Source organism: Rhodococcus sp. HNM0563 (assembly GCF_012726195.1).
In the GTDB taxonomy this organism is placed as follows: domain Bacteria; phylum Actinomycetota; class Actinomycetes; order Mycobacteriales; family Mycobacteriaceae; genus Rhodococcus.
In genome coordinates this window covers 108,394-133,669 of sequence record NZ_JAASAF010000008.1, presented here as the reverse complement: position 1 = coordinate 133,669, position 25,276 = coordinate 108,394, and the positions used below count along the sequence as shown (strand labels likewise).

The following is a 25,276-nucleotide window of genomic DNA, read 5'->3' as shown; positions in this document are numbered from 1 at the left end:
ACAGCGATCAAAGCGACCACGTCGGGAGTTCGATACACGACGGCGTGGCCGATTCGTGGGAGAGCTCCTGCTCCGCCCGGTGGAGCGCGGTCGCGGTGGCAGCGGGTTCACCCGATCCCGGGTTGCGAGCGTAGCGCGGATGCGCGCCGGAGCTGATCTGAATCCCGATGCGGTGACCGGCGGCGAACTCATGGAAGGTCGGCCACAGGCGTACCTCGACGATGCGGAATCCATCCGAATCCGCTTCGGGATCGGTGCCTTTCGTTCCTACGGAGCCGATCCGGCGGATCCCATCGCACACCGTCATCGCACGACCGTCCGGATGCACATCGCAGATGCGGACGAACAGGTCGGCGCTGGGCTGCGAGGAGCGGAATCGGATACGGGCCACAGGTTCACCGGCGACAGTCAGCGGTTCGGCGAGGACGTCACCGCGGAACACTACGACATCGGCCCGGCGCTCGTGTTCGGTGTTGTCCACCGGATCCGATTTCGGATCCAGACTCGGGCCGCCGAGGGCAGGAGTGGGATCGGAGGGGTCGTAGATGTAGGTGGTGCTGCCACCAGCGGGCTTGTCGGGTCCGAGTCTGCTGGAGGGCAGAAGGAACAGGCATTCGGTGGAAACGCCTTCGGGTGGCCACGTAGCCAGATCGTGCCATTCGTCGGCGCCGGTGCGGAACGCACGAACCGGTGCGACGCGTGTGGTGGGCGCGTCGGCAAACTGCTCCTTCAGGAACTCGACTGTGCCCGTGATCGTCGGCGCGGCCATACCGCGGGACTGGTGGGCCCACGGCCCCACGGTCAGGCGCGGCGGTCTGCCAACCGCGGCGAGCTGGGCGTAGTTGTGTAGTTGCCAGGGCAGGAAGATGTCGTACCAGCCAGTGACCATGAAGGTGGGCGCGGCGACCTCGGGAACTGACGCGGTGTGCGACTGTTGGGTCCAGTACTGGTCGGCGAGGTCCTCGCGGGTGACCCAATCCTGGTACCAGCCCACCTGCCGCCCGTTCGCTGCGACGTCGCCGGCAGTCAGCGGCAGCACGTCGAACGCCGTCCGCAGTCTGGAATCCGGGCCGCGGAGCCCCAGCAGCAGCGGGAGAAACTCCCGGTGGTTCATCCTGTCCATCATCTGTGTCCAGCCGAGTGCATTGCGCATGGAGAATGCGCCGTTGTCCCAGGTGATCGCACCGAAGTCGGGCATGGTGACGAGTAGGCAGAGCGCGTCCGGAGCGTTGTCGGGGTCCACACGTTCGAGTTCTGCGGCCACCGCCCATTGGGTGAATCCCATGTAGCTGGGGCCGTAGGTCGCGACCGGCCCGGTGTGCCACGGCTGGGCGCGGACCCAGCGGTGTGTGGCCATACCGTCGCGCTGTTCGTCGATCTGCGGGGTGAATTCTCCTTCGGACCCCCACGTGCCTCGGCAACTCTGGAACAACACCCGGAAACCCTCGCGGGCGAGAGCGCGCGCGGAACCCGCCACCGCACCGCTGCGCCCGTAGGGTCCGCGAATCACGACGGTGGGCAGGCGCGGATCGACGTCGCCGATCGGGGTGATGAGGTCGGCGAGGAGGATGACGCCGTCGTCCATCGGGACGCGGAGATTCTTACGGACCTCGATGTCGTATGGTCCGGGTTCGAGCCCCTTGATGGTCTTGGCCTGAATCCAACGGCCGAGACGTTGACGTAGCGTGCTCAGACCACCGATACCCGCCCCTGCGATCCCCATGGTGGGTCAGTTTCACCGAAATACCGTTCTGGGTCAATGACGTACGGCCACAGGCGGCGCTACTCTTTCTTCATGGAGACCTGGTGCGCCGACTTCATGGCAAGAGCGTCGCGGCGCGCCGTTACACCCGATCCGGACTGGTCCCACGACTGCCGTCTGCATCCTGCGGTGGCGCGGAGTCTGCAGAAGTTCCAGGTCGGAGAGAGCGGCGACGGAGCTCACCTGATCGCAAAGGCCGATGCCGCAGGAAACTCCGACTATGCCGCCGCGGTGCGACTGTTCGTCGCCGAGGAGCAGAACCATGCGCGGATGCTGGCGTCACTTCTGCAATCCGCCGGCATTCCGATAATTGGCCGGCACTGGTCCGACACCACTTTCGTGCAGCTCCGCCGGCTGACGGGTCTACGGTTCGAACTCATGGTCCTGACCATCGCGGAGGTCGTCGCACTGCGCTATTACCGCGCCCTCGCCGAGGGCGGAGACGACGCGCTGCTGGTCGACGTGTCGGAGCGAATCCTCGACGACGAGCACCACCACGTCCCGTTCCAGTGCCATCGCCTGCGTGTCGGATTCGCTCATACATCAGCGTCGATCCGCGTGGCGGTCATGCAAGGCTGGCGCGTCCTCGCGCGTGCTGTTGCGGTGGTCGTCGCATTCGACCACGGGCCGGCCCTACGCGCGACGGGAGTGACGCGGCGAGCCTTCATCTCCGACACCATGCGGTTGTTCGGCAGTGCCACCGCAGAGGTGTTCACGTCCGGTTCGGCCGCCAGCGGCCTCAGGACACAGAGCTCGACCGGGAATTAGCGACGTACGTTGCAGCGCCTGACCGCGAGCGACCTCCTGCACCGACACATCCGTTCGACAAGGATGTGCAAGAAGCGCCGTACCATCACGCTCACCTCGCGTGCGTCGTAGGAGTAGATGACATGACCGCAACTTCCCGTTCCTCGACGCGGCTTCTTCCTCACCGTTGGGCACCGCCCTCCGCACCAGCGCGAGCAAAGAGGAAAACGAGCACACCCCCGCTACCGCCGGTACGACGGATCGCGCTGTCAGGGGGCGGCCCCGAAGACGTTGTTCTCGGCGCAGATGGATGCATCTACACCGGTATCGATACCGGCGAGATTCTGCGCGTCGACATCGACACCGAAAAGGTCACCGCCGTGCTCGACACGGGCGGTCGCCCACTGGGCCTCCACGCGGGCGCGGACGGGTCGCTGCTCGTGTGCGACGCTGAGCGCGGACTTCTGCACTGGCCCGGTCCGGGACATTCGGTCACGGTGTTGGTCGACACGGTCGACAACGAGCCACTGAACTTCGCGAGCAATGTGGTCGCCGACCCCGATGACGGAACGATCTACTTCACCGCATCCTCGCGTCGGTGGCCGCTGGAGCAGTGGATGGGCGACCTGGTCGAACACTCCGGCACCGGCCGCTTGTTCCGCCTGTCACCCGAGGGCGAAGTGGAGACGCTGCTCGACGGTTTGCAGTTCGCCAATGGCGTGGCATTGACGCCCGACCGCTCGGCGTTGATCGTCGCAGAAACTGCCGCCTACCGACTCAACCGCTACTGGCTGCGCGGCCCCGAGGCCGGCACCCGGGAAACATTGGTGGACAACCTGCCCGGCTTCCCCGACAACATCGCCCTCGGCAGCGACGGATTGATCTGGGTAACTCTCGCATCACCACGAAACCCTGTGCTGGACACTCTACTTCCGCTTCCTGGTCTCTTACGCAGAGCGTTGTGGATGTTGCCCGAGCGGCTCTTGCCCGCCCCTTCCCGCACCGCGTGGGTGCTGGGGGTGGCAGCGGACGGTTCGATCGTCCACGACCTGCAGCAGAACGGAGCCGACTACGCCATGGTCACCGGAGTCGTCGAACACGACGGCACCCTGATCCTCGGCAGTCTGCACGAGCGCGCGATCGCAGTGACCCACGTCGTGTCACGGTCTCGGCGCGGAACGTGAAGTCCGTCAACGCCGCGGTCCCACCTCCGGACAGGTGCTGAGTCGTCACGCATGTTGTCAGTGCAGTCTCTGATCCAAAGCTATTGACCGTCGTCCGAGTGGCTCACGATGTTGACCACGGTGCCGTCCGGCGCGCGCACGAAGAACCGCCGCACGCCCCACGGCTCCGTCGTCAGCGGGTACACGATTTCGAACCCGCGCCGTTGCGCGTCCTCGTAGGCGGCTTCTACCTCGTCGCCGACGTGGATGGACAATGCGGAATCCACGGGCGCACTCTCGTCGCCGCTCACCAATTGCACGGTGGCGCGCCCGTCCGGGGTGGTGAACCGGGCGACCCATCCCAGATTCATCTCCTCGACGGAAAGCCCGAGATAGTCGGCATAGAAGCTGCGGGCTTCCTCGATACTCGGGACGTTCAGATTTGCGGTGAGGCCGGTAGGGCGCATGTCTGGAATCTCCTTCTGATTCGGCCGCATTCCATCCGATTCCACTACAGGAACGGTCATCCTCGTAGCGGTTCAGGCGTCAAGACCGTCGTGCACGTCGCGTCACGGTTCCGCGTCACCTGTAGACAGAAACAACCTTTCCGGAACGACGCTTCTGTCTATATGTGCGGCAAACGCATCGATCACTGGACGCCGCCATCTTGTGCGGACGCCTTCCCAGCCGAGTGGCAGGTTGGGCCGAAATGCGCGGGATCCGGCGGTCACGGAACCGGTGTGGGGGCGAGGTCGTTTCCGGGCCCGACCACGGCACAGTTCCCGGCCGGTGGTGCGCCGGCGAAGCGGTCGGTGAAAAACTGCGCCGTTTGCGCTTGGAACGGCATGAATGCCTCACCGTGCGAGAGTCGGTCGTACTGCACATAGGTGACGTCGACACCACGTTCGCAATACTGGTGTGCCAAACCTTCGACGTCGGCGGTGATCATCACCGAATCACCGGTACCGTCGACGTCTCCGACCGCCAGCAGCATCGGCACCCGCGGAGTACCCGCCGTGCCCATGATGTTGTCGTTGATGGCACGGACCACGCCGGGCACCTCGAGCAGCGACGTGTAGGGCGCCCGGAGCATCTCGGTGTCGGTCAACCCCGGGTATTTCGCTGCGAATGCGTTGATGCACTGTGAGCTGACCGTGTCGACGATCCGCTGCCCGTACGGGTTGAGAAATGCCGCGGTGTCGAGGCCGTAGGTGCGCTGATACGCGACGAGCAGAGCAGGGATGACACCCGCCCAGCCCGCGCTGCCACTGACGTAGGGCAGATTGTGGGCCAAGTTCACCGGCAGGCCACCCGCCGCCGCGCCGACGATGTTCAGCTCGGGCGCATACGTCGGTGCAACCTCGGCGCCCCACTGGGTGGGCACCGAGCCACCGGAGTAACCGGCCAATCCCACCGGTGTCGACGCGGGAAGTCCCAGAACCGACTCCGCGGCACGCACTCCGTCGAGCGCGGCGTACCCGGACTGGCGTCCGATGGTCCACTCGAGGTCCGGGCCCTCGTAGTCCGGCACGACGACGGTGTATCCGGACGCGAGATAGCCGGTGATCACGGCCTGCTCGAACGTGCCTGCCTGACTGTAGGTGCCGTGCCCGGTGAGAGTGTAGGAGGGATCGCACTCGGACCCGAGCGCGTCGTATGCCATGTGGTACGAGATCATCCGTTCCGGTCCGGGCACCAAGGGTCGTAGAACCGTCGCGACCGTCGTGGTCGGCCGGTCGAATTGGTCGGTGGTTCGGTAGAGCACCTGAGTGCTCGTGATGGGTGTGGCCTGATCATGGAACCCGTATGGCACCGTCCGGGTGTCGAGCACCGCGCCAGGTGCGACGCCGTCCAACGGTCCGTCGTACGTGTAGAACGGGTCGGCCGACGGTAACGGAACCACTATCGGGGCCGAGGGCTGCGCGGTCACGCTACCCACACCGGCGGAAAGCAGGACAGCGGCGGTTAACACGGCAGAAGCACAATTCCGCGCTGCGCCGGAGAACGAGCGGGTTCGGGGCATGATGGTCGCCTGTCTCGGACGGCACTCCCACCCGGGGCCCAGGTGGAGCGTCGTCCATCGTCGGAGGCGACGAAGAACCGGGACGGGACAGACCTGCGGAGCGAACGTCACACCAACGCTTCTCGCGCACCTGTCTCACATGATTGTCGAGCCTGCGCCGGTTGTCGCAGCAATCGAAGAATCGATCGACAAGCCCACCGTGCCCAGATGGGAAACCGCTCCGCGTCAGACGGCTTCGTACGCTGCGGCGAGATCGATACGCAACCACCCGCCATTCGGCCCCGCCTGATCCAGCGGATAGCCCGCGGGGATCGCGGTGCGCCGCAGGATGTCGAGCCGCTCGTCGTCGGTGAGGTCGGGGGCGACGCCACGCAACAGTACTGCGGCTTCGGCAGGAATGTCGTTCGTCATCGACGGATCGATCCGATCGAATCCGTACGTCATCCGTTCGTTGTACTCGGCGAGCGCGGTACCGATCGGGCGATACGGCGTGTCGGATGAGATGTACTCGTCGAGCGGCTCACCCACCGACCATTCGAGCGCTGCCCGCAGCTCGGCCGCGGCTTCATCCACCAAGCGTGCGAATGCCGGATCACTCAACCGGTCCGCAGCCGCAGCGTGGCCCATGATGCGCCCGCCCATGACGTCGAGGGGGTAGTGCACACCGAGCACGATCCGGCTGTTGCCCACCTCGGATGCTCTGGTGAGGATCTGCGGTGCCAATTCCGGAAGCATGTCCGCCAGCAGGATGCCGATCAGATACGAACTCGATGTATGGCCCGACGGGTACGAGCTCGTCCCACCGACCTCGGCGTATGGATCGGCGGCGCCGCTGACTCCGTCACCGAAGTAGTAGTGGATCCGGTCGGGCGCCACCTCGAACGGCCGCGGATTGCTCCAGTGCTGCTTCTCCAGGAGGGAAAGGTTCGCGATGCCGACGGCGCGACTGAGCTCACCTCCGAGAAGCGCCTGCACCTTGGGCAGTCGGCCCTCATGGAGGGCGGTGCGGAACGCCTCGCCGAGCCCCTCGCCGAAACCGTCCGATAACGACACCAGTCGTTCGTGGTTGCTGTCGAACAATGCCCGCTGCTGAGCAACTGCCGACGCACCGTTGTTGATCTCCACGGTCCGATCGAGATTGCGTTGCATCAGGTCAGGTCGGGTATCGCGGATCCCGGTGAATCCGTCGAGTACCGGAATGAAGGTGCCACGCGCGGGAAGGTCGGACGGGTACGGACCGACGAGCTCCTGCAGGGTGTACGGCTCGGCGACCGGGGGCGCCGGGTCGGCGTGAGCCAGCGTTCCCGACAACGTCATCGTCGTTGCCACCGCGACGGCACCAGCGCATCTGAGGAGCTTCATCGAGTTGTCCCTTCCCGAACCTGGACGGCCGTTCGGGAGACTACCTACAGCGTGCATGGAATGTATAGGTTTCGCTTCGCTCCGACCGGCGCACCTATCGAAGTAGAACTCGGATCATGTCGACGGATCGGTGATGCCGCGCAACAGCGTCAGTGTCTCGCGTAGGTCGTGCATGCGCTGGGCTCCGAGGTGCTTCGTCCAGTCCTTGTCGATTTCGGCTTCCTCGGCGCGGGCAACGGCAACCAGTTCCTCGCCGCGCGGTGAGATCCGGACGAGGCGAGCGCGGGCATCGGCTGGGTCGACTACTCGTTCGACGTATCCTGCGCGTTCGAGCTGGTCCACGAGGTGCGTGGCGGTCTGCTTGGAGACCAGGGCCTGCTCGGCGAGTCCGGACAACCTCGTCCCGCCGGGTCCGATCCTGGCAGCGATACGGGCCTAGACTCTCCCCTCGCGAACCGCTCGTCGACATTCTCGTCCATGGACAGGACATCGCGATCCCACTCGGCCGCACGCTGAGCGTCTCGCCGGAGGTGGCCGCAGACGCCGCGACACACATCGCGTCCTTCGGTACAGGATGGAAGTCGAAAGTGTTCCAGAAGAACCGCTTCAGCGCATCGCATCTCTGCGCGACCGACATCGCGTGGTCGACAGGCACCGGACCTGAGATCCGAGGACCGATGCTTACCCTCCTTCTGCTACTCGCCGGTCGAGACGTCGATCTCGGTTCGCTATCCGGAGAGGGCCTCACCACGCCCACGACGAAATCGGCTCCGCAGCAAGCGCCCCCGGCGTGAGGATCGAGTGGGACGCCGACAGTCCGGACGAGGGACCCGCCGTCAGCGGCCCACTTCGGATACGTTCACCTGATGCAGATGCTCCGCACCGTGTCGATCATCTCGGTTCTGTGCACAGTACCGATCTGGCTTTTCGCCGTTCCGCAGTTGGTGTTCGCGGGGGTGGTCGAAGTCGGAGGCGGCGTCGAGATCATGGTGGTCTTTCCGACCCTGCTCGGGATACCCACCTCGTTCGCCGGAGCCGTTGCCGGTGCTGTCTGCATCGTTCAGCGGCGCCTGCGCGGATGGGCGATGATCCTCATGGGAGTCGGTCAGCTGACAACCATCGCGCTGGCCACCGCGATCATCGTGTGGGCGCTGGCGTTCGCGTCGACCGGCTGGGAACTGATCGTCCTGCCGTCGGCACTGATGCTGGGCCAGGCCATCGTCGCCGTCGGCCTGATCCGCTTGCTCTTGGTGCAATATCGTTCGTCCAGCGACGAATATTCCACCGAGGATTGAAGCCGGGCAGGGCGTTGTCCGCCGAAGATCTTGTCCACGAATTGTTTCCATGACTCACGGCCTGTAACACCGGCCCGGAGGCCCACGATCCTGGTCACGGAGCACGCCATCGCGGTGACCTCCGTGCCCACCTGACGCTCAGCCGACGTGCTCGCCGGTCGTAAGATCCTTCCCACTCGTCTCCGACGCCACCCATGCAGCGATGATCGTGATGCCTGCCGTGATCGCAAGCAACAAGCTGAGCGGTAGGCTCGACCCGTCCGAAGCCGCCAGCAGACTCGCCGCGATCAGTGGAGTGAAGCCGGCACCGATCAGGCTCGAGAGCTGGTAGCCGAGCGAAACCCCCGTGTAGCGGACTCCCGTGCCGAAGAGTTCCGACAGGAGTGGAGCGAGCGGCGCATACATCGCCGACTGAATGACCTGCCCGAGCAGTAGGCCGATCACCAGTAGCGTGGTGTCGCCCGAGTTGATCAGCGCGTACAGCGGGAACGCATACAGCACCGCCGCGGCAGCGCCGGTGAGGCTCACAGCACGCCTGCCGATCCGGTCCGACAAGGTCGAGAAACCCGGGATCGCGACGATCGACACCATCGACATCACAACGAGGACGCGCATGACCGTCGACGTGTCATACCCGATGGTCTTCGTATACGAGATGATGTGCGACGTGATCAGCGCAGTCAGCGCGAACGGACCGATTCCCACCGCGCATGCGAGAATCAGTGGCCGCGGACTGCGCAAGAGTTGCAGCACAGGAGGTTTCGCTGCAGCAGCTTCCTTCGCCTTTTCCGCGGCAACCTCGAACACAGGGCTCTCGACCACGCTCATCCGGATGTAGAGGCCGATCACCAGCAGCAATGCGCTCGCGAGGAATGGGATACGCCACCCCCACGAGTTGAACGACTCGTCGGGCAGCAGCGTCGCGATCATCACTGCCAGCGTGGACAGCAGGAAGCCGACAGGCGAGCCGAGCTGCATGAGCCCGGTCCAGAACCCGCGACGACGGGGATCTGCGTGCTCGGCGACCATCAACGCGGCACCACCCCACTCGCCGCCCACCGCGACGCCCTGCACCACGCGCATCGTCACGAGGAGGATCGGCGCCAGCACACCGATCTGCTCGTATGTGGGTAGCACCCCGATGGCGAAGCTCGCGATACCCATCATGACCATCGTGATCACGAGCATCGACTTGCGGCCCAGTTTGTCGCCGAAATGCCCGAAGATCAGACCACCGATCGGCCGTGCAACATAGCCGGCAGCGAGGGTTCCGAAGGCCGCGATGGTCGAGACCGCCGAATTGGACGCGGGGAAGAACAGATCGCCCAGTACCAAGGCAGCCATCGTGCTGTAGAGCAAGAAGTCATAGTACTCGATCGTCGTACCCAGGAGGCTCGACAAGGTGACCTTACGCAGTTGTGATCGATCGACCACCGTCTTGGCGTCACGAGACGAGTGTGGCTCTTCGACCGACGCCGGCACGCGTGGGTTCATTCATCACTCCGAATCACTAGTTGTGTCATGACTCACGTCACAACTGCGACCCTTCCGAACCATGCGGAGCAATTACATACCGATTTCCGTTCAGCGGAAACTGAGGTTGGTCCTGACATGTCTGGCCCGTATCGCGGCCCACACCTGCGCGCGGTGTTCGGTTCTGGTAAGTCACCGACTACGCGCAGGGTTGCCGCCCAATTCCCTTGCTAGCACATCGAACCGCGGGTGCCGCGACCACGCCGAACGATCCCCGATCACATACAGGCGCTGCTTCGCCCTGCTCACGGCAACGTTTGCAAGGTTCGGTTTCGACGACGCCCACCGCTTCGCGCCTTCACGGGCCGGGTCGCCTCCCAACACCAGGACGACGACCTTCGCCTCCCGTCCCTGTGCGGTGTGCACGGTTCCGGCGGTAATCCCGTCGTACCGGGAACGAAGCCCCGCGAGACGTCGCGCGACGTCCTTGAACGGACTGAGCACGATCACGTCGTTCATCGGATGATCCCTGCTCATCAGGTCCTCGAGAAGTTCGACGAGTCGGTCGTGTTCGGCCTGCACGAAGTGGCCGTTCGACGTCCCGGTCACGTCGTACCACTGCGACGGCGGCAGTTCACGGTCCGGTTGCGGATTCCCTCCGTGGATCATCGTGCCGCCGTACGCGATGGTGTTGACGACAGAGAACATCGGCTCGGCACATCGCCGGTGCACACGCAGGGGCGCACCTACCCAGATCGGTTCGTCGTCGCCTGGCAAGGTCGTTCCCCACCGTGTGAGACGGTCGGCGATGGACTGTGTCGACGACCGCGCAGGCAACCACCGTTCGTCCACGCCGAACGCACCCCGCACCGCCTGCTGTGCCCGGAACGGCAGAGTCACCACAGGTTCGAGTTGCAGTGGGTCGCCCACGACAACGGTCCGTCGCGACCTCCAGATCGCCCCTACGGGGTTCTGCGGTGTCGCCTGCCCGGCTTCGTCGATGAGCAACCAGCCGAGCGCTTCACGTCCGAGCCCGCGAAACACCCGGTCGAAGGAGGCGAATGTCGTCGACACGAGCGGCACGACGAAGAACAACGCACGCCACGCATCGGCGACGGCAGCCGGGTCCAGGTCGTGTGGCGCGTTCTCCCCGACCACATCCATCGCCCCGTGCAGGCTCTGACGCATCTGTTTCGGCACCTGCGCGAGGAAGTCTTTGTGAAGGTCGAGCGCGGCCACGAACAGTCGCGACCGTGCCTCGTTCAGGACCTCGTCCAACCAGGGCGCCGCCAGTTCCCGGGCCGGGTCGTCGGCCCACTCGAGCCCAGGCATCGCCCGGCCCCATCGCTGACGCAACTCGCCGAGAGAGCGGTCGAGTTCGTCACGCCGATACCGCACTGCGTCGGATCGCTGCACGAGTTGACCGTGGATGCTTTGCAGGTCGACCAGTTTCTGGAGAGTCTGCTGATGTGCCACGAACGCGGCGGTGTACTTCTCGTCCCATCCCGCGAGTGCGTCGGTCAATCGGGTGCGGTGCGACTGCCAACGCCGACGCTGCTCACGTGCGCCGCGGCTCATCCGCCACCACGCGACACGCTGCTCGTTGTGCGCGGCGAGTTCGTTCTCGACTGCGGCCCGGCCCTGCCAGAGACGGTCGATGGCACCGCGTTGCACCACCTCTATGTCAGCCGCAGAGCGGAGTGTCTCTGTGTGGGCCGCTATTTGGTCGAGCACTCCTCGGAGTTCGCTGTCGCGGTGGGTTCGCTCACAGTACCTCTCGTACCCGTGCTGACGTTCGTCGATCATCGCGGCGACAACGTCCCGCGCGCGGCGATACTCGGAGACGGCGTCGTGCCACGATCTGGTCGGCCCGGCCGATTCGAACTCCTTGAGGATCGACTGCAGTCCTCGTCGAGTGGCTTTCTTTCCGCTGCCCTTCTCGTCGAACCAGAGCGTGTTCGTGAATCCGGTGCGGTAACTCTTTCGTCCGAGCCGGGCGGCGGTCAACCCCCAGGCCTTCGAATCCTTGCCGGTGTCGTTCAAGAGCGCCGTTGCGATGTCTGCAAAATAGTCGGTGTCGAACCGGTCGGAATCGATGGCGTCCGCCGCGGGCATTTCGAAGCTGATGTTCTCGACAGCACTGTTGTTGGACGAGGCCACCACGATCTCGAATCCGTGGAAGGCGTCTGTCCACCGCTGCACAACCCTCGTGTACTCGCCGGCTTTCCAGCGGTGTGGCGTCGCCGTGAACGCGTCGGCCGGGCTCGCGAGATGTGCGAGTCGATCGGCGCGTTCGACGACGACCGCGGCGACGAGGTCCCGCAGCAGCGTCGACTTCCCTGTTCCCGGCGGCCCGTTCACCGCGAAAATCCCGGCGTTGCTGTGTAACTCATCCATTATTGTGTTGACGGCGAACTGCTGCCCGAGCGCCAAGGGATGTTCGGGTTTTCCTGGCCACCGGCCGGGCGGAGTTGCTTCGGGTCGGCACGCCATGAACGACGCAGCAGGCACAGCACTGACGTCGACGCGGCGCGCCGTGTCGAGGGCTGCATCCTCGGTGAGGTAGTGCGCGAGGCCTGTGCCGATGTCTCCGGCCGCGACTCGACCGGCCACCGTCCCCAGGTCGGCGGCGATGAAACTGTTGAGAAAGTCGGTGCCGTCGACACCGTCGGACTGCTTGACCTCCACCGACCGGACACGGATCTCGGCGGAGTCGATCATGCCGTTCACTCCCACAAGCGCGGCGATACGTTGCCGTATCGCCGAGAGCCGTTCGGCGTCCAGGGGGAGGCGGCATCCGCAACGGGGGTTGATGCGCTGTTCGTCGTCGATGAGTTCGGCCAGAAGTTTCTGCGCTTCGTCCAGTCCGTGCAGCCAGGACGTGGAAGCCGGGCCCGGGTTGCAGGTACGCCCGGCCGCCCACGCGAGCCCGGACAGCACTTCGGACCCGGAAACAATACAGCCGTACCTGTCGACGACAAGTGCGGCCAGGGCGCATTCCCCCGACAGCCGTGGATCGTAGTTCTCGTCGCCCGGGGCGAGGATCTCGTCGACAGCGGACCACACTTCGTCGATGCGGTACACGCCGATATAGATGATGTGCTGCCGCTCGTAGCCGGCTCGGCGCGGCGGTAGGCGCAGACGGTGGCCGTGTTCCCACGGCAGCAGATCGTGAAGGGTCATCTTCTCCACGGGCGACAGGGTGTCGAACTTGTCGACCTTCGGTACCTGTTGAGGGCTGAACAACTCCACCGCTCGCCAGAACTCGATGACGTCGCTCTGCCGACGATATTCCCCGTCCACCGCTCCCCCTCGCTGCGCATTCAAGATCGGCTGCGAACCCTAGCGAAGGGTGCCGACACCTCGACCGGCCGACCGCGGAATTGGCGGACACCGACCGAGGCGCTAGTCTGTGGCGGATCGGACAAGGGGACCGATCGATGGGGGATCATGGGGATGACCAACACGCTCGAAGCCGACCTGCCACAAATCCGGTCGGTGTCACGCCACTTCGATCTGCATGCAGAAGAGATCTGCGAGATAGACACCTCACCGATGAGGGCTCGTTCGACAAACGGATACCTGCAGGTCTCATCCGTCGCCGCGGCGCTCGGCGACGCCGAGGCAGCAACCCGTCGCGCACTGCTGATCCTCGCTGATCGGGCATGGGCACTGCACGACACCATGAACCGCGTGTGTGAGGACTACTCACAAACCGACGAATACTTGAGGGACGAGCTCGCGAGGGCAGTGTCCGCGTGATTCCCTCGGTATCCGATGTGCGTCAATGGACATGGTCTGCACTGTCCGAACAGGCGACCTCGACCGAGTCGGTCGCCACCCGACTCGAGGACGCCCGCGACTCGATCCACGCAGCCACCAACGACCTCTGGTCTGCATGGACGGGTATCGCTGCCGACGCCGCAGCAGACCACCTCGACCGCGAACGCAAGTCCGACACCACCATCTCCTACGAAATACGCGAAATCGCCTCCGCTACACGAAGAGCCGACGAAGATCTCGCACACGCAGCCCGTGTGGCTCTCGACAGAATCGCCGCCGCCGAACGAGCCGGCTTCATTGTCGGTGACGGGGGCGTCACCGCCGGGCCTGACTTCACAGGGGTCTACGAGGGAGAACCCGACGCCGCCGCGCATTGGGGCATGATTCAAGACGCATTGCGCGTGATCGGTGAGGTGGACGACGACCATGCACGCCGCATCGCCGGCATCGTCTCGAACCTCATCGACGTCACACCATCACCAGCAGCCTTCTCACCCGACGAAGCCGCCCACGACTGGGCAATGCTCAACGACGGCACGGTCACGTCAGAGGACCTGGCACGATTCACAACGAACCTCGCCGCAGCCGGACTCGATCCGCAATCTCTCGAAGAACTTTCGACAGGGAAGGTCGTCACCGCTCTTCCGGCAGGCGCGTTCGACTACCTCGAGAATCTTTACGGCGAAGCGGGAGCGACCGGCGTCATGGAGTTGCAGCAGCAACTCCTCGCCGACGGCAGTACCTCGGCGCTCGACGCTCGCGACAGCCTCGCAAACGGGATTCTCGCGCTGTCGAACGAAAACGTACGCGACATCAACGACGAGCGCGGCGGATGGGATCGCCTACCACAGGACGTCCGCGACCTCGTCGAAGCGCGTCCGGGCTCGGCCCAGCTCGATGGTTACCAGGTCCCGCCCACCCTGTCCGCATTCATGGATACCCTGCCGCCCGACATCCGGAGCGAGCTCGAGTCCGAGCCAGGCGCCGCGGCCACTGCACACCGCAACGCGCTCTCCAATCCGGCTGACGCCGCATACATCGACTCCGTGATCCGTGGGCGCGAATTCTGGGAGTTCGTCGGAACGGGGACCGGCACTCCCGGCGTCGAACTCGGCACGAAACTCGTCGAATCGGCCGCCTCCCAAGTATCCGTCCTCGATGCGACCGGTTCCGGCAACACACCGTACGACACCATCCCCATCGCGGTCGGTCATGCCAGCGAATCGATGCTCGACGTCGCCACGAGTAACCACGACGTCAGTGCCCGTGTGCTTGCAGGAGACCTGCATGGGGACAGCCCCAAAAATATCCAACGCGACGACATTCTCACACGGCTCTTCACTCATACCTGGGACGACGGCGGGGAATCCGCGGGGCGCCTCACCAACTGGATGACGCACGAGATGGGTGACGCTCACGCTGCCGGCGACACCGCACGTGTCGACCGAGCGGAGCGTGCTGCCCTCCACCTGTCTCAGTATCTTGCGCACGAAGACAACTTCGACCGTTTGATGGACGTCCACGGCGAGAACACCTCCAATATCGGCGAGGTGAATCCCGGACTGGTTCGAGCATTCGCCGATGGGTTGCAGGGGTACATCCCCGAGCTTGTCAGGGCTGATGGCGTAGGCGAGTGGGAAGAAAACAGCCTCGAATCGCCCAATACCAACGCAGCCGCGCGGCGCATCTTCACACTTATGGCAACGGACCAGGAATCCAGCGCCACATTCGGAAGCGCAGCTACCGCATTCGGGCGGTACTACGCAGACGATTTCGTCGAAGGCCCCTCATACCTCGGTGCTTCCAACGCGGGTCGTCTCCAAGCACTGCTAGACACCGGTATCTACAACGCCGGAAGGGAAATGTTCGACGACCAGGCTCGGATCGACGAGTTCGTGCAACAACGCCGGGAAGACACGTTCAACACGAACTACACGGTCATCCGGAACCTCGTCGCACTGGATCCTCGCCTCAGCGGCACAGTAGGACTACTGATGGACGTCAACAGCACCTCCATCCGAGACACGTTCGTACCGGCATTCGAAGACCCCGAAGCAACGCCGTTCACGGGAGACTTCAGTCGATATAGCGCGCCGAACGCGTACAACCTGCTGGAGAATGCGGTGGGACGGTACGGGTTGCCCTCCGATGAACGGGTAGTAGTCGAGCTGCGCAGGCTGGACCTCCTCGGTCCCGACGGCACTCTCCGCTACCCGGCCAGCGACCCGCCACTCGACGCGGTCACCGGCCTGGCAGACAAGGCCCTAGAGACATACGGAATCGACTTCTCAACGTTCCGCGAGTACTACATCGACGCGTATGGAAGTGTCGCACCCACGAATAGAGAACCGAACGCCCCGCGATGAAGAACCCCTGTACCCGCGCGACCATCGTCGCCGCGACACTCGTCGCCGTCATCTCAGCGTGCACACCGCAGGCCGCTCCCCCACCTTCGCCGGAGCCCGACCCCTTCGCCGCACTCGAAGCCGACGCGAAGATCATGTCCCATCGCTGGACCGCACCAGACGGCGTCAATCTCGACTCACCGGAGATACAAGTGACCCGAGGCTATATCGAGAGCGAAAACAACTACGATCGCACCGCCGACCCCGCCACCCTCTATCCCGGCTTCAAGGATGTCGCCCACGCGTACAAGTCCCCGCCTACACCGCGAACCGGGACGATCACCCACCACATTCTCCAGGTCGAATCCACCACCCACCTGGGACGGCCCGCCACAGAAGTCCACGTCTGCAGCGTCCATATGCAAACCGCCAAGCCCACCACAACCGGCTGGACCCGCATGGAGACATCCTTCTACATGTCGCTTCGAATAGAACAGACCGACCGAGCCACGGGATCTTCACCCACTCTCGACTATGAGCATCGTCTGCCGTACCCCACCTGGAACGTATTCGACGACTGGAAGGTAGAACGCTTCACCGACAAGCGGATGGGTTACGAAGACCCGTGGAGTATCTGCGTGACCGGCATGCCTGGATACAACCTCGACACCCCCATAACAGAACGACTCGCCGCAGCTCCCGTCGTCGAACCGTTCTACCCCGGATGGCCCACAGTTGTCGAAGATGATGAATAGGAGCGCGGGATCATCCAGAATGACTCCCGCAGCAATACATTCGATCGCCACGTATGTCCGGCTTCTCGCTACCGCGTCACTCGCCGCTGTCATCTCAGCGTGCACACCGCAGGCCGCTCCCCCACCTTCGCCGGAGCCCGACCGCTTCGCCGCACTCGAAGCCGACGCGAAGATCATGTCCCACCGCTGGACCGCACCAGACGGCGTCAATCTCGACGCCCCGGAACTACAAGTGGCCCGAGGCTATATCGAGAGCGAAAACAACTACGACCGCACCGCCGACCCCTTGACCCTCTACCCCGGATTCAACGACGTCGCCCACGCGTACAAGTCCCCACCTACACCACGAACCGGTACGATCACCCACCACATACTCCAAGTCGAACCCACTACGCACCTCGAACAACCCGTCACCGAAATCCATGTCTGCGACGTACACACACAAACCGCCATGCCCACCGCTGATGGATGGACCCGCATGGAAAGGCGCTTCTATACATCGCTCCGACTCCAACAGACCGAGCGAGCCACCAATCCCCTCTCCAATCTCGACTACGAACATCGACTGCCGTATCCCACCTGGAATGTCTTCGACGGCTGGGAAGTCGAACGCTTCACAGACAAGCGGATGGGCGAAAACGATCCATGGCGCATCTGCATGTCGCAGATACCAGGAATCACTCCGGATACCCCAGTGCAAGAACGTCTTCAGGGATCCCCTGCCATAGAACCGTTCTCCCCCGGCTGGCCGACCCTCGTCGACAACAACGAATAGGAGCATGTTCATTTCCGGAACTCCCGCAGCGAATCAGTCGACCTGGATGCTCATCCGGGCCGTCGGCATCGCAACGCTTGCCGCAGTCATGGGGGCGTGTACCCCCGAGACCGATCCGTCGCTTCCACCGGAACCAGATCGCTTCGCCGCACTCGAAACCGACGCAAAGATCATGTCCCATCGCTGGATCGTACCCGAGGGCGTCGACCTCAACGCCCCGGAACTACAAGTGGCCCGCGGCTACATCGAGAGCGAAAACAACTACGACCGCACCGCAGACCCCAGCACCCTCTACCCCGGATTCAACGACGTCGCCCACGTCCAGAAATCACCGCCTACACCACGGACCGGCACGATCACCCACCACATCCTTCAAACCGAATCCACGACCCACCTGGGACGACCCGCCACAGAAATCCACGCCTGCAACGTCTACATGCAAACCGCCAAGCCCACCGCAACCGGATGGACCCGCATGGAGACTTCTTTCGATACCTCGCTTCGAATACAACAAACTGACTCGGCCCCAGACGCCCCACTCGCTCTCGACTACAACCATCGACTGCCCTACCCCACCTGGAACGTCTTCGACGGCTGGCAAGTCGAACGCTTCACAGACAAGCGGATGGACGATGACGCCCCGTGGCGCATTTGCACATCACACATGCCGGGATACAACCGGGATACTCCCATTACCGAACAGCTCACTGCGGCTCCCGTTGTCGAGCCCTTCTACCCCGGATGGCCCACAGTTGTCGAAGATGACGAATAGGAGCGCGGGATCATCCGGAATGACTCCCGCAGAAATACATTCGATCCCCACGTATGCCCGGCTTCTCGCTACCGCATCACTCGCCGCCGTTATCTCAGCGTGCACACCGCAGGCCGCTCCCTCACCTTCGCCGGAGCCCGACCCCTTCGCCGCACTCGAGTCCGACGCGAAGATCATGTCCCACCGGTGGACCGCACCACACGGCACCGACCTCGACTCACCAGAAATACAAGTGGCCCGCGGCTACATCGAAAGCGAAAACAACTACGACCGCACCGCAGACCCCAACACCCTCTATCCCGGATACACCGACGTCGCCCACGTCCAGAAATCACCACCCACGCCGCGGACCGGCACGATCACCCACCATATCCTCCAAGTCGAAACCACCACTCACCTCGGAAAACCCGCCAACGAGATCCACGTCTGTTCCACCTACATGCAGACGGGGATGCCCACCGATACTGGGTGGACGCGCCTAGAATCACTGTCGTACGTATCGCTTCGTATCCAGTCATCCGGAACGGTGGCCGTGACCGCCCCACCAATTGACAACGACCGCAGGCTTTCGTTTCCAGCCTGGAACGTGTTCGACGGCTGGGAAGTCGAACGGTTCACGGACAAGCGGATGGGCGAGAATGACCCGTGGCGCGTGTGCATGTCGCGGATGCCCGGGTTCGATTACGACGCCCCGCTGAAGGAATTACTTCCCGCCGCTCCTGTCGTCGAACCGTTCCACCCAGGCTGGCCCGCCGTTGTCGACGCCAGCGAGTAGAAGCATGATCAACTCCGGAACGACTCTTGCAGTGAATCATTCAATCGAGAACGAACGGCACGATTTCACCCCCATAGCGACGGACCTGGAATCCACCACATTCGGAAGCGCACCTACCACATTCGGACAGCACGGATTACCGCACGATCCCACCATCGTCATCCACGCATACGGAAGCATCGCACCTACCACAAGGGAGTCGAGCAACCCACGATGAGACAGTCCACCACCGGAAAAAACATCATCGTGTTCGTCACCGCAGCATTGACCTTCACGACAGCAGCCTGCACAACACCCGCCGCCGCGCCGACACCACCTGAACCCGAACAGGTCTCCTTCGCAGCACTCGACGCCGACGCACAACTGCTGTCACATCGCTGGAATGCACCAGCCGGGGTGTCACTCGACTTACGAATACTACAAGCGGTCCGGTCCTACGTCGAAAGCACAAGCACCTACAGCCACACGGCAGATCCAGCCAGCGTCCACCCCGGATTCTGGGATATCCGAAAGCAATGGGAATCCACTCCCACACCTGAATACGGGACGGTATACCACCACATCCTCCTGATCGAACCCTCCGTCCACATCGGCGAACCCGTAACAGAAGTATTGGTGTGCAGCGACTATATGCACACCGCGATATCCACAAGGCACGCATGGATACGCATCCACACAATGCGGTACACGCCCCTACGAATCCGGCTGACCACCGCCCGCCCTGCCACCACTCCAGCACTCGACTACGAGCATCGACTTCCCTATCCGACGTGGAATGTATTCGAAGGCCTCGAAATAGAACGAGCAGATGGCTCCCGCGGCAGCGAGAGGCCCATGTGGACCATCTGTGATGAGGACATGCCGGGATACAACCCGGAGGTACCCGAAGAGGAGGAGCTTCCGGCCGCTCCCGTCGTCGAACCGTTCTACCCCGGGTGGCCCACAGTTGTCGAAGATGACGAATAGGCGTGTGGTCACATCCGGAATGGTCTGCGCAGTGAGGTATTCCAGCCAACCATCTGGTTCAACGCGCTGGAATCCTTGCCGATCGGACGCCGGCATGCAGACTTGGTTGGCTCGACTGCGCATACCGCTGTTGAACCAACCCGATCTGCGATGCGTGTGGCGGCGGGAAACCGAAGAGTTTCTCGCGCAGATGGACGCCGGGAATCAGGCATTGCCCGGGACCGACTTGGCGCAGATGATGGATGATCTCGCGAACGACGCCATCCGGCTGTGCATGGAGCTCAATACCCGTTACTGCACGCCCGAGGAGCGCGTCGAGATGATGTCGCGTATCACCGGTCGCGAGGTGCCCGCGTCGTTCCGAATCTTTCCTCCTTTCACCACCGACTGCGGGAAGAATCTCCGCATCGGCAAGCGGGTGTTCGTCAACAGCGGATGCCGCTTCCAGGACCAAGGCGGCCTCACCATCGGCGATGACGCCCTCGTCGGCCACAACGTCGTGATCGCAACCCTCAACCATGACCTCGATCCGGCGCTGCGAGCGAGCACGGTGCCGAAACCGGTGAGAATCGGCAACAGTGTGTGGATCGGCGCGAACGCCACCGTCCTGCCCGGGGTCACGATCGGAGAGGGAGCCGTCGTGGCAGGCGGAGCTGTCGTCACCAAGGATGTCGCTGCGCACATCATCGTCGGTGGGGTGCCCGCCAAGAAGCTTCGATACGTCGACCGCGAGCCCTGATGGTGGCGCGAATTATTCTGCGCTCGAACGTCTCCCGACGACACTGCGCGTTCAGGCGGCGCTCGCTGATACATTGAAGCGATGCTGCTCAGTCAACTGATGCAGGACGCGCTTGCCGCCACACCCGACAAACCCGCCCTCATATTCGAGGATGACGTGCTGTCGTATCGCGAACTGGACGACGCGATCGAACGTTCGGCCCGTGGCCTGCTCTCCCTCGGGGTCGACCTCGGCGATCGGGTGGCGATCTTCATGCGCAACCGGTGGGAGTACGTCGAGCTGTACTTCGCGTGCTTTCGCATCGGCGCCATCGCGGTACCGCTGAATCACCGGTTCCAGACCGACGAAGTCGTCTTCGCCGTCACCCACTGCACGGCGAAGTTGCTGATCGCTGACCAAGCGCTGCTACCGGTAGTGCGGGACGTTCCCGAGCAGGCGGCAAGTCTCATCGGGATGTACGTATACGGCGGTGATGTAGCACCCGACGCACCGCGCCGGTGGAGCGACGTCGTGGCCGCGGCATCCGATTCAGCCTGGCCCGAGGTCGACGACGACGATCCCGCGATGATCCTCTACACCTCGGGCAGCACCGGTAAACCGAAGGGCGTCACCCACACGCATCGGTCGATCAGCGCGACCGCAACGAGCCGCGCGGCCACGCAACAGCTGGACGCCGAGGACATCTCGCTGGCAGCCACGGCGATCTGCCATGCCGGAGCCGCGATCGGCGTGACCTTTCCGACCTTGCTTACCGGGGGCACCGTGGTGATCCTCGCCGAGAGCGATCCGGGGTTGTTCCTCGACGCGGTGAGCACCCACCGGCCCACGCGCACGGTGCTGCTGCCTGCGCAGTTGCTCGACGCGGTGGTCGACCCGCGCGCGAAAGACGTGGACTTCGGGTGCTTCCGCGAGATCGCGTGCGGCGGCGACCAGATGTCCAGCGACCTCTACGACGAGTTCGCGACGATCACCGATCTGCAGCTCAACCAGCTGTATGGCCTCACCGAATGTGAAGCCGTGAGTATGAATCCGCCGTTCGGGCTGATCGAGCGTGGCTCGTTCGGCCTTCCCCGTGCCGGCGTCGAGGTGCGCATCGCCGCGGCAACATCGACCGCGTATGACGCCGACGGTTCGCATGTGGTGGACGCCGCGCCCGGCGAGGCCGGCGAGATCTGGGTGCGCAGCGACTCGGTGATGACCGGGTACTGGGACGACCCCGAGCACACCGCGGCGACCTTCGTCGGCGACTGGCTGCGTACCGGAGACCTCGGCAGCCGCGACGCCGACGGCTACCTGCACTTCCAGGGCCGCATCAAAGAGATCATCATCAAAGGCGGCTCCAACATCGCCCCCGGTGAGGTGGAAGATGTGCTCGAGGCGTCGCCCGCGGTCGAACTGTGCGGGGTTGTCGGCACGCCCGACGCGCGACTCGGGTCGCTCGTGCACGCGTTCGTGCAGCTGCACCACGGCCTCACCGACCCGCCCACCGAAGCAGATCTGAGAGCGTTCGCCGCCGAGCGGCTTGCGGCCTACAAGGTGCCGGATCGCTGGACGTTCGTCACGGATCTGCCGCGTAACCACGTCGGCAAGCTCGACCGGCACGCGCTGCATCTTCGCGCGGTCGAACTCGACGCGCGATAGCCCGCGCACCGACCTCTCCCCTGCATCGCCCGATCGCCGGACGGGTCGTGCACTCGTCGAGACTCTTGTTCCGTTACGGAACGTACTGTAACGTATTCCACCGGGACAGCTCCGGCGTTCGCGCACTCCGCCGCGAATGCACTCATCGCCTTCAGGAAACGGATACCGCATGACCGGTCTGAACATGACCCGAGCTCCAGCAGCCGGAGCGACCATGAAGTCCGTCGTCGGCTTCCTCGTGTTCTGCGAACTCGCCAGCGGCTTCACCCAGGGCTACTACGCCCCGCTGCTGCCGGAACTGGCGCGATCACTGTCGGTGAGCGATGCCGACATCACGTGGTTCCTGACGGTGCAGACGTTGTCTGCCGCGGTCTGCGTGCCGCTACTGTCGCGCCTCGGCGACATGTTCGGACACCGGCGTGTGCTGCGACTCTCGATGGTCGCGGTGGCAGTGGGTGCTCTCGCGGTCGCGTTCGTCCCCAGCTATCCCGTCGTATTGGCCGCGCGAATTCTGCAGGGCCCGTTGGCGGTATGGCTTCCGCTGGAGATCGCGATCATCCACGGTCGCCTTTCCGGCGAGAGCGCGCGCCGTGGCGTGGGCATGCTGGTGTCGTTCCTGACCGGCGGACTGATCCTCGGAACAGCCGCGGCCGGAGCGGTTTCCGCTCTCGCGCCGTCGCTGCTCGTGACCCTGTTGATTCCGCTGATCCCACTGGCGATCAGCCTGTACGCGGTTTTTGCGCGCGTACCCGAGTCTCCACATCGGACACCCAGCCGCATCGACATCGTCGGCTTCGCCGGGCTTGCGGCAACGATGATCACCCTCCTCGCCGGTCTGAGTCTCGCGACCTCCAACGGATTCACATCGGGCACCGCTGCCCTGACGCTCGGCGCAGGACTGCTCCTGCTCGCACTGTGGGCGCGATGGGAACTCAGGACGCCGTCGCCTGCTATCGACGTGCGCCTGATGCTTTCGCGTCGGGCGAGTCCTATCCACATCGCCGGATTCCTGTTCGGGCTCGTGATATTCGGGTCGCAGGCTCCGCTGACCACGTTCCTGAGCGCGGACCCCGACACTGCCGGGTACGGCTTCTCCGCGAGTTCCGCATCGATCTCCCTCGTCGTCGCCGCGCTCGGGTTGTTCGCCACCGTCGGGGCCGCAGCGTTCGCCGGAATCGCTCGCTACACCGGCATGCGCGGTGTCCTGTTGCTCGGCGCGCTGCTGGCGCTGGGCGCCAACGTCATGATCGCCGCCCTCCACACCCAGATGTGGCAGGTGTGGCTGTACACCGTGATCGCGGGATTCGGCATGGGCCTCCTGCTCGGTGGCCTGCCCGCGCTCCTGGCCGAAGTCACACCTCCGGAGCAAACCGGATCCTCGGTCGGTGTCTACAACTCCTTGCGCTCACTCGGCGGTGCGGCGGGCGGCGCCCTGTTCGCCGTCGTCCTGAGCGCCGCGACGATCGGTTCACGCGACACAGCCGAGCTCGGCGGATACGTCCTGACGTGGGTGTTGTGTGCCATCGCATTCCTTGCCGCCGCCATCGCACTGACCTTCCTTCCTGCACGCCGATCGGTTCCGTCCGCAGACGGCGACGCACCGGCCTCCCTCTGACATCGAAAGAGTCCCAGCATGTCCCACGACTTGGACTACGCTCCCGCCTCGATTCCTGGCATCCCCGACTATCCCGCGGAGGCAACCGCTCTGAGCGACGACTTGATCGCCCTGCGCCGCGCGATTCACGCCGACCCCGAGATCGGGCTGCACACCACCCGCACCCAGCGCCGGGTACTCGATGCCCTGTCGGGGCTCGACCTGGAGATCACGGTCGGCCGCGACCTCGCCTCCGTCGTCGCGGTGCTACACGGTGCACACGCCGGGCCGTCGGTGATCCTTCGCGGTGATATGGATGCGCTTCCCATCGAGGAGAAGACCGGATTGGAGTTCGCGGCGACCAACGGGACGATGCACGCCTGTGGTCACGACCTGCACACCGTCGGACTGGTCGGTGCGGCGCGACTCCTGGCAGCCCACCGCGACGAACTGCACGGCTCGATCATCTTCATGTTCCAGCCCGGAGAAGAAGGACACGGCGGCGCGAAGATCATGCTCGACGAAGGGCTGCTCGACGCTGCCGGCGATCGCCCGGTGGCCGCGTACGCGATCCACGTCGCGCCCGGACCTCGTGGGGTGTTCATCACCCGGCCCGGGCCCGCCTGCGCTGGTTCGGGCGACCTCACGATCACCGTCCACGGTCGCGGCGGACACGGGTCGCAACCACACCTGGCTCTCGATCCGGTGCCGATTGCAGCGGAAATCGTTCTCGCACTGCAGAGTTTCGCCACCCGACGGTTCGACGCATTCGATCCCGTGATCATCTCGGTGACACAGCTCGACACCGGTGACGGCGCGATCAACGTCATCCCCGAACAGGCCCGCCTCCGCGCGACCGTCAGAGCACTCACACCCACCTCGGTAGATCGGCTGCAGGAGGGAGTGCCGCAGCTTGCCGACGGAATCGCGCGAGCACACGGTGCGCGCGCAGACGTCGAGCTCGAATTCACCTATCCGCCCACGGTCAATGACCACGCAACGACGTCGGCGGCCCTCGACTGCCTTCGCGACGTCTTCGGAGAAGAGCGAGTGCTGACCTCGCCGGTACCGATGATGGGTTCCGAGGACTTCTCCTTCGTGCTCGACCAGGTACCGGGCACATTCCTCGCGCTGTTCGCGACCCCCGCCGATGTGGACCTCACCACCGCCGAGTTCAACCATTCACCACGAGCCGTCTTCGACGACACTGTGTTGGCCGACCAGGCAGCCGCCTTGGCCACGCTCGCCCACGCACGCCTCGAACGGGCCCGCCGCTGACTCCGCAACCCGCTCGGCACGTACGGAA

21 protein-coding genes are annotated in these 25,276 nt (G+C 64.2%); 14 read left to right on the top strand and 7 right to left on the bottom strand.

Going from position 1 to position 25,276, the window contains the following annotated elements; genetic code table 11:
- Positions 1-7: 7 nt before the first annotated feature.
- Positions 8-1,723: a CocE/NonD family hydrolase gene (locus HCA61_RS18920; protein WP_169689741.1), complete on the bottom strand. Its 1,716-nt coding sequence runs from the start codon at positions 1,721-1,723 to the stop codon at positions 8-10.
- A gap of 72 nt (positions 1,724-1,795) precedes the next feature.
- Here HCA61_RS18920 and HCA61_RS18915 point away from each other — a divergent pair, with 72 nt between their 5' ends.
- Positions 1,796-2,530: a ferritin-like domain-containing protein gene (locus HCA61_RS18915; protein WP_206040292.1), complete on the top strand. Its 735-nt coding sequence runs from the start codon at positions 1,796-1,798 to the stop codon at positions 2,528-2,530.
- Between the two features lie 122 nt (positions 2,531-2,652).
- Positions 2,653-3,693 carry an SMP-30/gluconolactonase/LRE family protein gene (locus tag HCA61_RS18910; protein WP_169689740.1) on the top strand — a complete coding sequence of 347 codons (1,041 nt, stop codon included), beginning with the start codon at positions 2,653-2,655 and terminating at the stop codon, positions 3,691-3,693.
- Between the two features lie 80 nt (positions 3,694-3,773).
- Here the strand turns inward: HCA61_RS18910 and HCA61_RS18905 are convergent, their stop codons facing one another.
- The 4 genes from HCA61_RS18905 to HCA61_RS18890 all read right to left on the bottom strand — a co-directional run bounded on the left by HCA61_RS18905 (position 3,774) and on the right by HCA61_RS18890 (position 7,453).
- Positions 3,774-4,139, bottom strand: coding sequence for a VOC family protein (locus HCA61_RS18905; RefSeq protein WP_169689739.1), 366 nt, complete (start codon positions 4,137-4,139; stop codon positions 3,774-3,776).
- 260 nt (positions 4,140-4,399) lie between these two features.
- The gene (locus tag HCA61_RS18900) at positions 4,400-5,695 is read right to left on the bottom strand and encodes a lipase family protein (protein WP_169689738.1); all 1,296 of its coding nucleotides are present in this window, start codon (positions 5,693-5,695) and stop codon (positions 4,400-4,402) included.
- A gap of 225 nt (positions 5,696-5,920) precedes the next feature.
- On the bottom strand, positions 5,921-7,057 hold the full coding sequence (locus tag HCA61_RS18895; RefSeq protein WP_169689737.1) for a phosphatase PAP2 family protein: 1,137 nt from the start codon (positions 7,055-7,057) through the stop codon (positions 5,921-5,923).
- A 114-nt stretch (positions 7,058-7,171) separates the two neighbouring features.
- Complete coding sequence (locus HCA61_RS18890; RefSeq protein WP_206040291.1) at positions 7,172-7,453, bottom strand: MarR family transcriptional regulator; 282 nt, start codon at positions 7,451-7,453, stop codon at positions 7,172-7,174.
- A 470-nt stretch (positions 7,454-7,923) separates the two neighbouring features.
- On the opposite strand from HCA61_RS18890, the gene HCA61_RS18885 reads away from it, so the two are divergent.
- The gene (locus tag HCA61_RS18885) at positions 7,924-8,352 is read left to right on the top strand and encodes a hypothetical protein (RefSeq protein ID WP_169689736.1); all 429 of its coding nucleotides are present in this window, start codon (positions 7,924-7,926) and stop codon (positions 8,350-8,352) included.
- 138 nt (positions 8,353-8,490) lie between these two features.
- Here HCA61_RS18885 and HCA61_RS18880 read toward each other — a convergent pair whose 3' ends face one another.
- Entirely contained in the window at positions 8,491-9,846 is a 1,356-nt protein-coding gene (locus HCA61_RS18880; RefSeq protein WP_169689735.1) for an MFS transporter, read from the bottom strand.
- A gap of 171 nt (positions 9,847-10,017) precedes the next feature.
- On the bottom strand, positions 10,018-13,128 hold the full coding sequence (locus HCA61_RS26865) for an AAA domain-containing protein (RefSeq protein ID WP_169689734.1): 3,111 nt from the start codon (positions 13,126-13,128) through the stop codon (positions 10,018-10,020).
- 153 nt (positions 13,129-13,281) lie between these two features.
- Between HCA61_RS26865 and HCA61_RS18870 the strand changes: the two genes are divergently transcribed.
- The 11 genes from HCA61_RS18870 to HCA61_RS18820 all read left to right on the top strand — a co-directional run bounded on the left by HCA61_RS18870 (position 13,282) and on the right by HCA61_RS18820 (position 25,248).
- Positions 13,282-13,587 carry a hypothetical protein gene (locus HCA61_RS18870; protein WP_169689733.1) on the top strand — a complete coding sequence of 102 codons (306 nt, stop codon included), beginning with the start codon at positions 13,282-13,284 and terminating at the stop codon, positions 13,585-13,587.
- 17 nt (positions 13,588-13,604) lie between these two features.
- A complete protein-coding gene (locus HCA61_RS18865; protein ID WP_169689732.1) occupies positions 13,605-15,974 on the top strand; it encodes a hypothetical protein in 2,370 nt (789 codons plus the stop codon).
- A complete protein-coding gene (locus tag HCA61_RS18860) occupies positions 15,971-16,708 on the top strand; it encodes a hypothetical protein (RefSeq protein WP_169689731.1) in 738 nt (245 codons plus the stop codon). The genes HCA61_RS18865 and HCA61_RS18860 overlap by 4 nt, the downstream gene beginning before the upstream one ends.
- A 19-nt stretch (positions 16,709-16,727) precedes the next feature.
- Positions 16,728-17,483, top strand: coding sequence for a hypothetical protein (locus tag HCA61_RS18855; protein ID WP_169689730.1), 756 nt, complete (start codon positions 16,728-16,730; stop codon positions 17,481-17,483).
- 4 nt (positions 17,484-17,487) lie between these two features.
- Positions 17,488-18,255: a hypothetical protein gene (locus HCA61_RS18850; RefSeq protein WP_169689729.1), complete on the top strand. Its 768-nt coding sequence runs from the start codon at positions 17,488-17,490 to the stop codon at positions 18,253-18,255.
- Positions 18,245-19,030, top strand: coding sequence for a hypothetical protein (locus tag HCA61_RS18845; RefSeq protein ID WP_169689728.1), 786 nt, complete (start codon positions 18,245-18,247; stop codon positions 19,028-19,030). The genes HCA61_RS18850 and HCA61_RS18845 overlap by 11 nt, the downstream gene beginning before the upstream one ends.
- Before the next feature lie 678 nt (positions 19,031-19,708).
- Positions 19,709-19,996 carry a hypothetical protein gene (locus tag HCA61_RS18840; protein ID WP_169689727.1) on the top strand — a complete coding sequence of 96 codons (288 nt, stop codon included), beginning with the start codon at positions 19,709-19,711 and terminating at the stop codon, positions 19,994-19,996.
- A 94-nt stretch (positions 19,997-20,090) separates the two neighbouring features.
- A complete protein-coding gene (locus HCA61_RS18835; protein WP_169689726.1) occupies positions 20,091-20,735 on the top strand; it encodes a DapH/DapD/GlmU-related protein in 645 nt (214 codons plus the stop codon).
- 81 nt (positions 20,736-20,816) lie between these two features.
- The gene (locus HCA61_RS18830) at positions 20,817-22,376 is read left to right on the top strand and encodes an AMP-binding protein (RefSeq protein ID WP_169689725.1); all 1,560 of its coding nucleotides are present in this window, start codon (positions 20,817-20,819) and stop codon (positions 22,374-22,376) included.
- Positions 22,377-22,545: 169 nt separating this feature from the next.
- Complete coding sequence (locus HCA61_RS18825) at positions 22,546-23,991, top strand: MFS transporter (RefSeq protein WP_169689724.1); 1,446 nt, start codon at positions 22,546-22,548, stop codon at positions 23,989-23,991.
- A gap of 18 nt (positions 23,992-24,009) precedes the next feature.
- Positions 24,010-25,248 carry a M20 family metallopeptidase gene (locus HCA61_RS18820; RefSeq protein WP_169689723.1) on the top strand — a complete coding sequence of 413 codons (1,239 nt, stop codon included), beginning with the start codon at positions 24,010-24,012 and terminating at the stop codon, positions 25,246-25,248.
- Positions 25,249-25,276 lie beyond the last annotated feature (28 nt).

Bases quoted from the DNA above. Each gene is read 5' to 3' on its own strand.
- HCA61_RS18830 (WP_169689725.1), top strand. From the start codon at position 20,817: ATGCTGCTCAGTCAACTGATGCAGGACGCGCTTGCCGCCACACCCGAC.
- HCA61_RS18825 (WP_169689724.1), top strand. From the start codon at position 22,546: ATGACCGGTCTGAACATGACCCGAGCTCCAGCAGCCGGAGCGACCATG.
- HCA61_RS18885 (WP_169689736.1), top strand. From the start codon at position 7,924: ATGCAGATGCTCCGCACCGTGTCGATCATCTCGGTTCTGTGCACAGTA.
- HCA61_RS18835 (WP_169689726.1), top strand. From the start codon at position 20,091: ATGCAGACTTGGTTGGCTCGACTGCGCATACCGCTGTTGAACCAACCC.
- HCA61_RS18900 (WP_169689738.1), bottom strand. From the start codon at position 5,695: ATGCCCCGAACCCGCTCGTTCTCCGGCGCAGCGCGGAATTGTGCTTCT.
- HCA61_RS18840 (WP_169689727.1), top strand. From the start codon at position 19,709: ATGCGGTACACGCCCCTACGAATCCGGCTGACCACCGCCCGCCCTGCC.
- HCA61_RS18880 (WP_169689735.1), bottom strand. From the start codon at position 9,846: ATGAACCCACGCGTGCCGGCGTCGGTCGAAGAGCCACACTCGTCTCGT.
- HCA61_RS18905 (WP_169689739.1), bottom strand. From the start codon at position 4,139: ATGCGCCCTACCGGCCTCACCGCAAATCTGAACGTCCCGAGTATCGAG.
- HCA61_RS18855 (WP_169689730.1), top strand. From the start codon at position 16,728: ATGACTCCCGCAGCAATACATTCGATCGCCACGTATGTCCGGCTTCTC.
- HCA61_RS18845 (WP_169689728.1), top strand. From the start codon at position 18,245: ATGACGAATAGGAGCGCGGGATCATCCGGAATGACTCCCGCAGAAATA.
- HCA61_RS18910 (WP_169689740.1), top strand. From the start codon at position 2,653: ATGACCGCAACTTCCCGTTCCTCGACGCGGCTTCTTCCTCACCGTTGG.
- HCA61_RS18860 (WP_169689731.1), top strand. From the start codon at position 15,971: ATGAAGAACCCCTGTACCCGCGCGACCATCGTCGCCGCGACACTCGTC.
- HCA61_RS18895 (WP_169689737.1), bottom strand. From the start codon at position 7,057: ATGAAGCTCCTCAGATGCGCTGGTGCCGTCGCGGTGGCAACGACGATG.
- HCA61_RS18850 (WP_169689729.1), top strand. From the start codon at position 17,488: ATGTTCATTTCCGGAACTCCCGCAGCGAATCAGTCGACCTGGATGCTC.
- HCA61_RS18820 (WP_169689723.1), top strand. From the start codon at position 24,010: ATGTCCCACGACTTGGACTACGCTCCCGCCTCGATTCCTGGCATCCCC.
- HCA61_RS18915 (WP_206040292.1), top strand. From the start codon at position 1,796: ATGGAGACCTGGTGCGCCGACTTCATGGCAAGAGCGTCGCGGCGCGCC.
- HCA61_RS18870 (WP_169689733.1), top strand. From the start codon at position 13,282: ATGACCAACACGCTCGAAGCCGACCTGCCACAAATCCGGTCGGTGTCA.
- HCA61_RS18920 (WP_169689741.1), bottom strand. From the start codon at position 1,723: ATGGGGATCGCAGGGGCGGGTATCGGTGGTCTGAGCACGCTACGTCAA.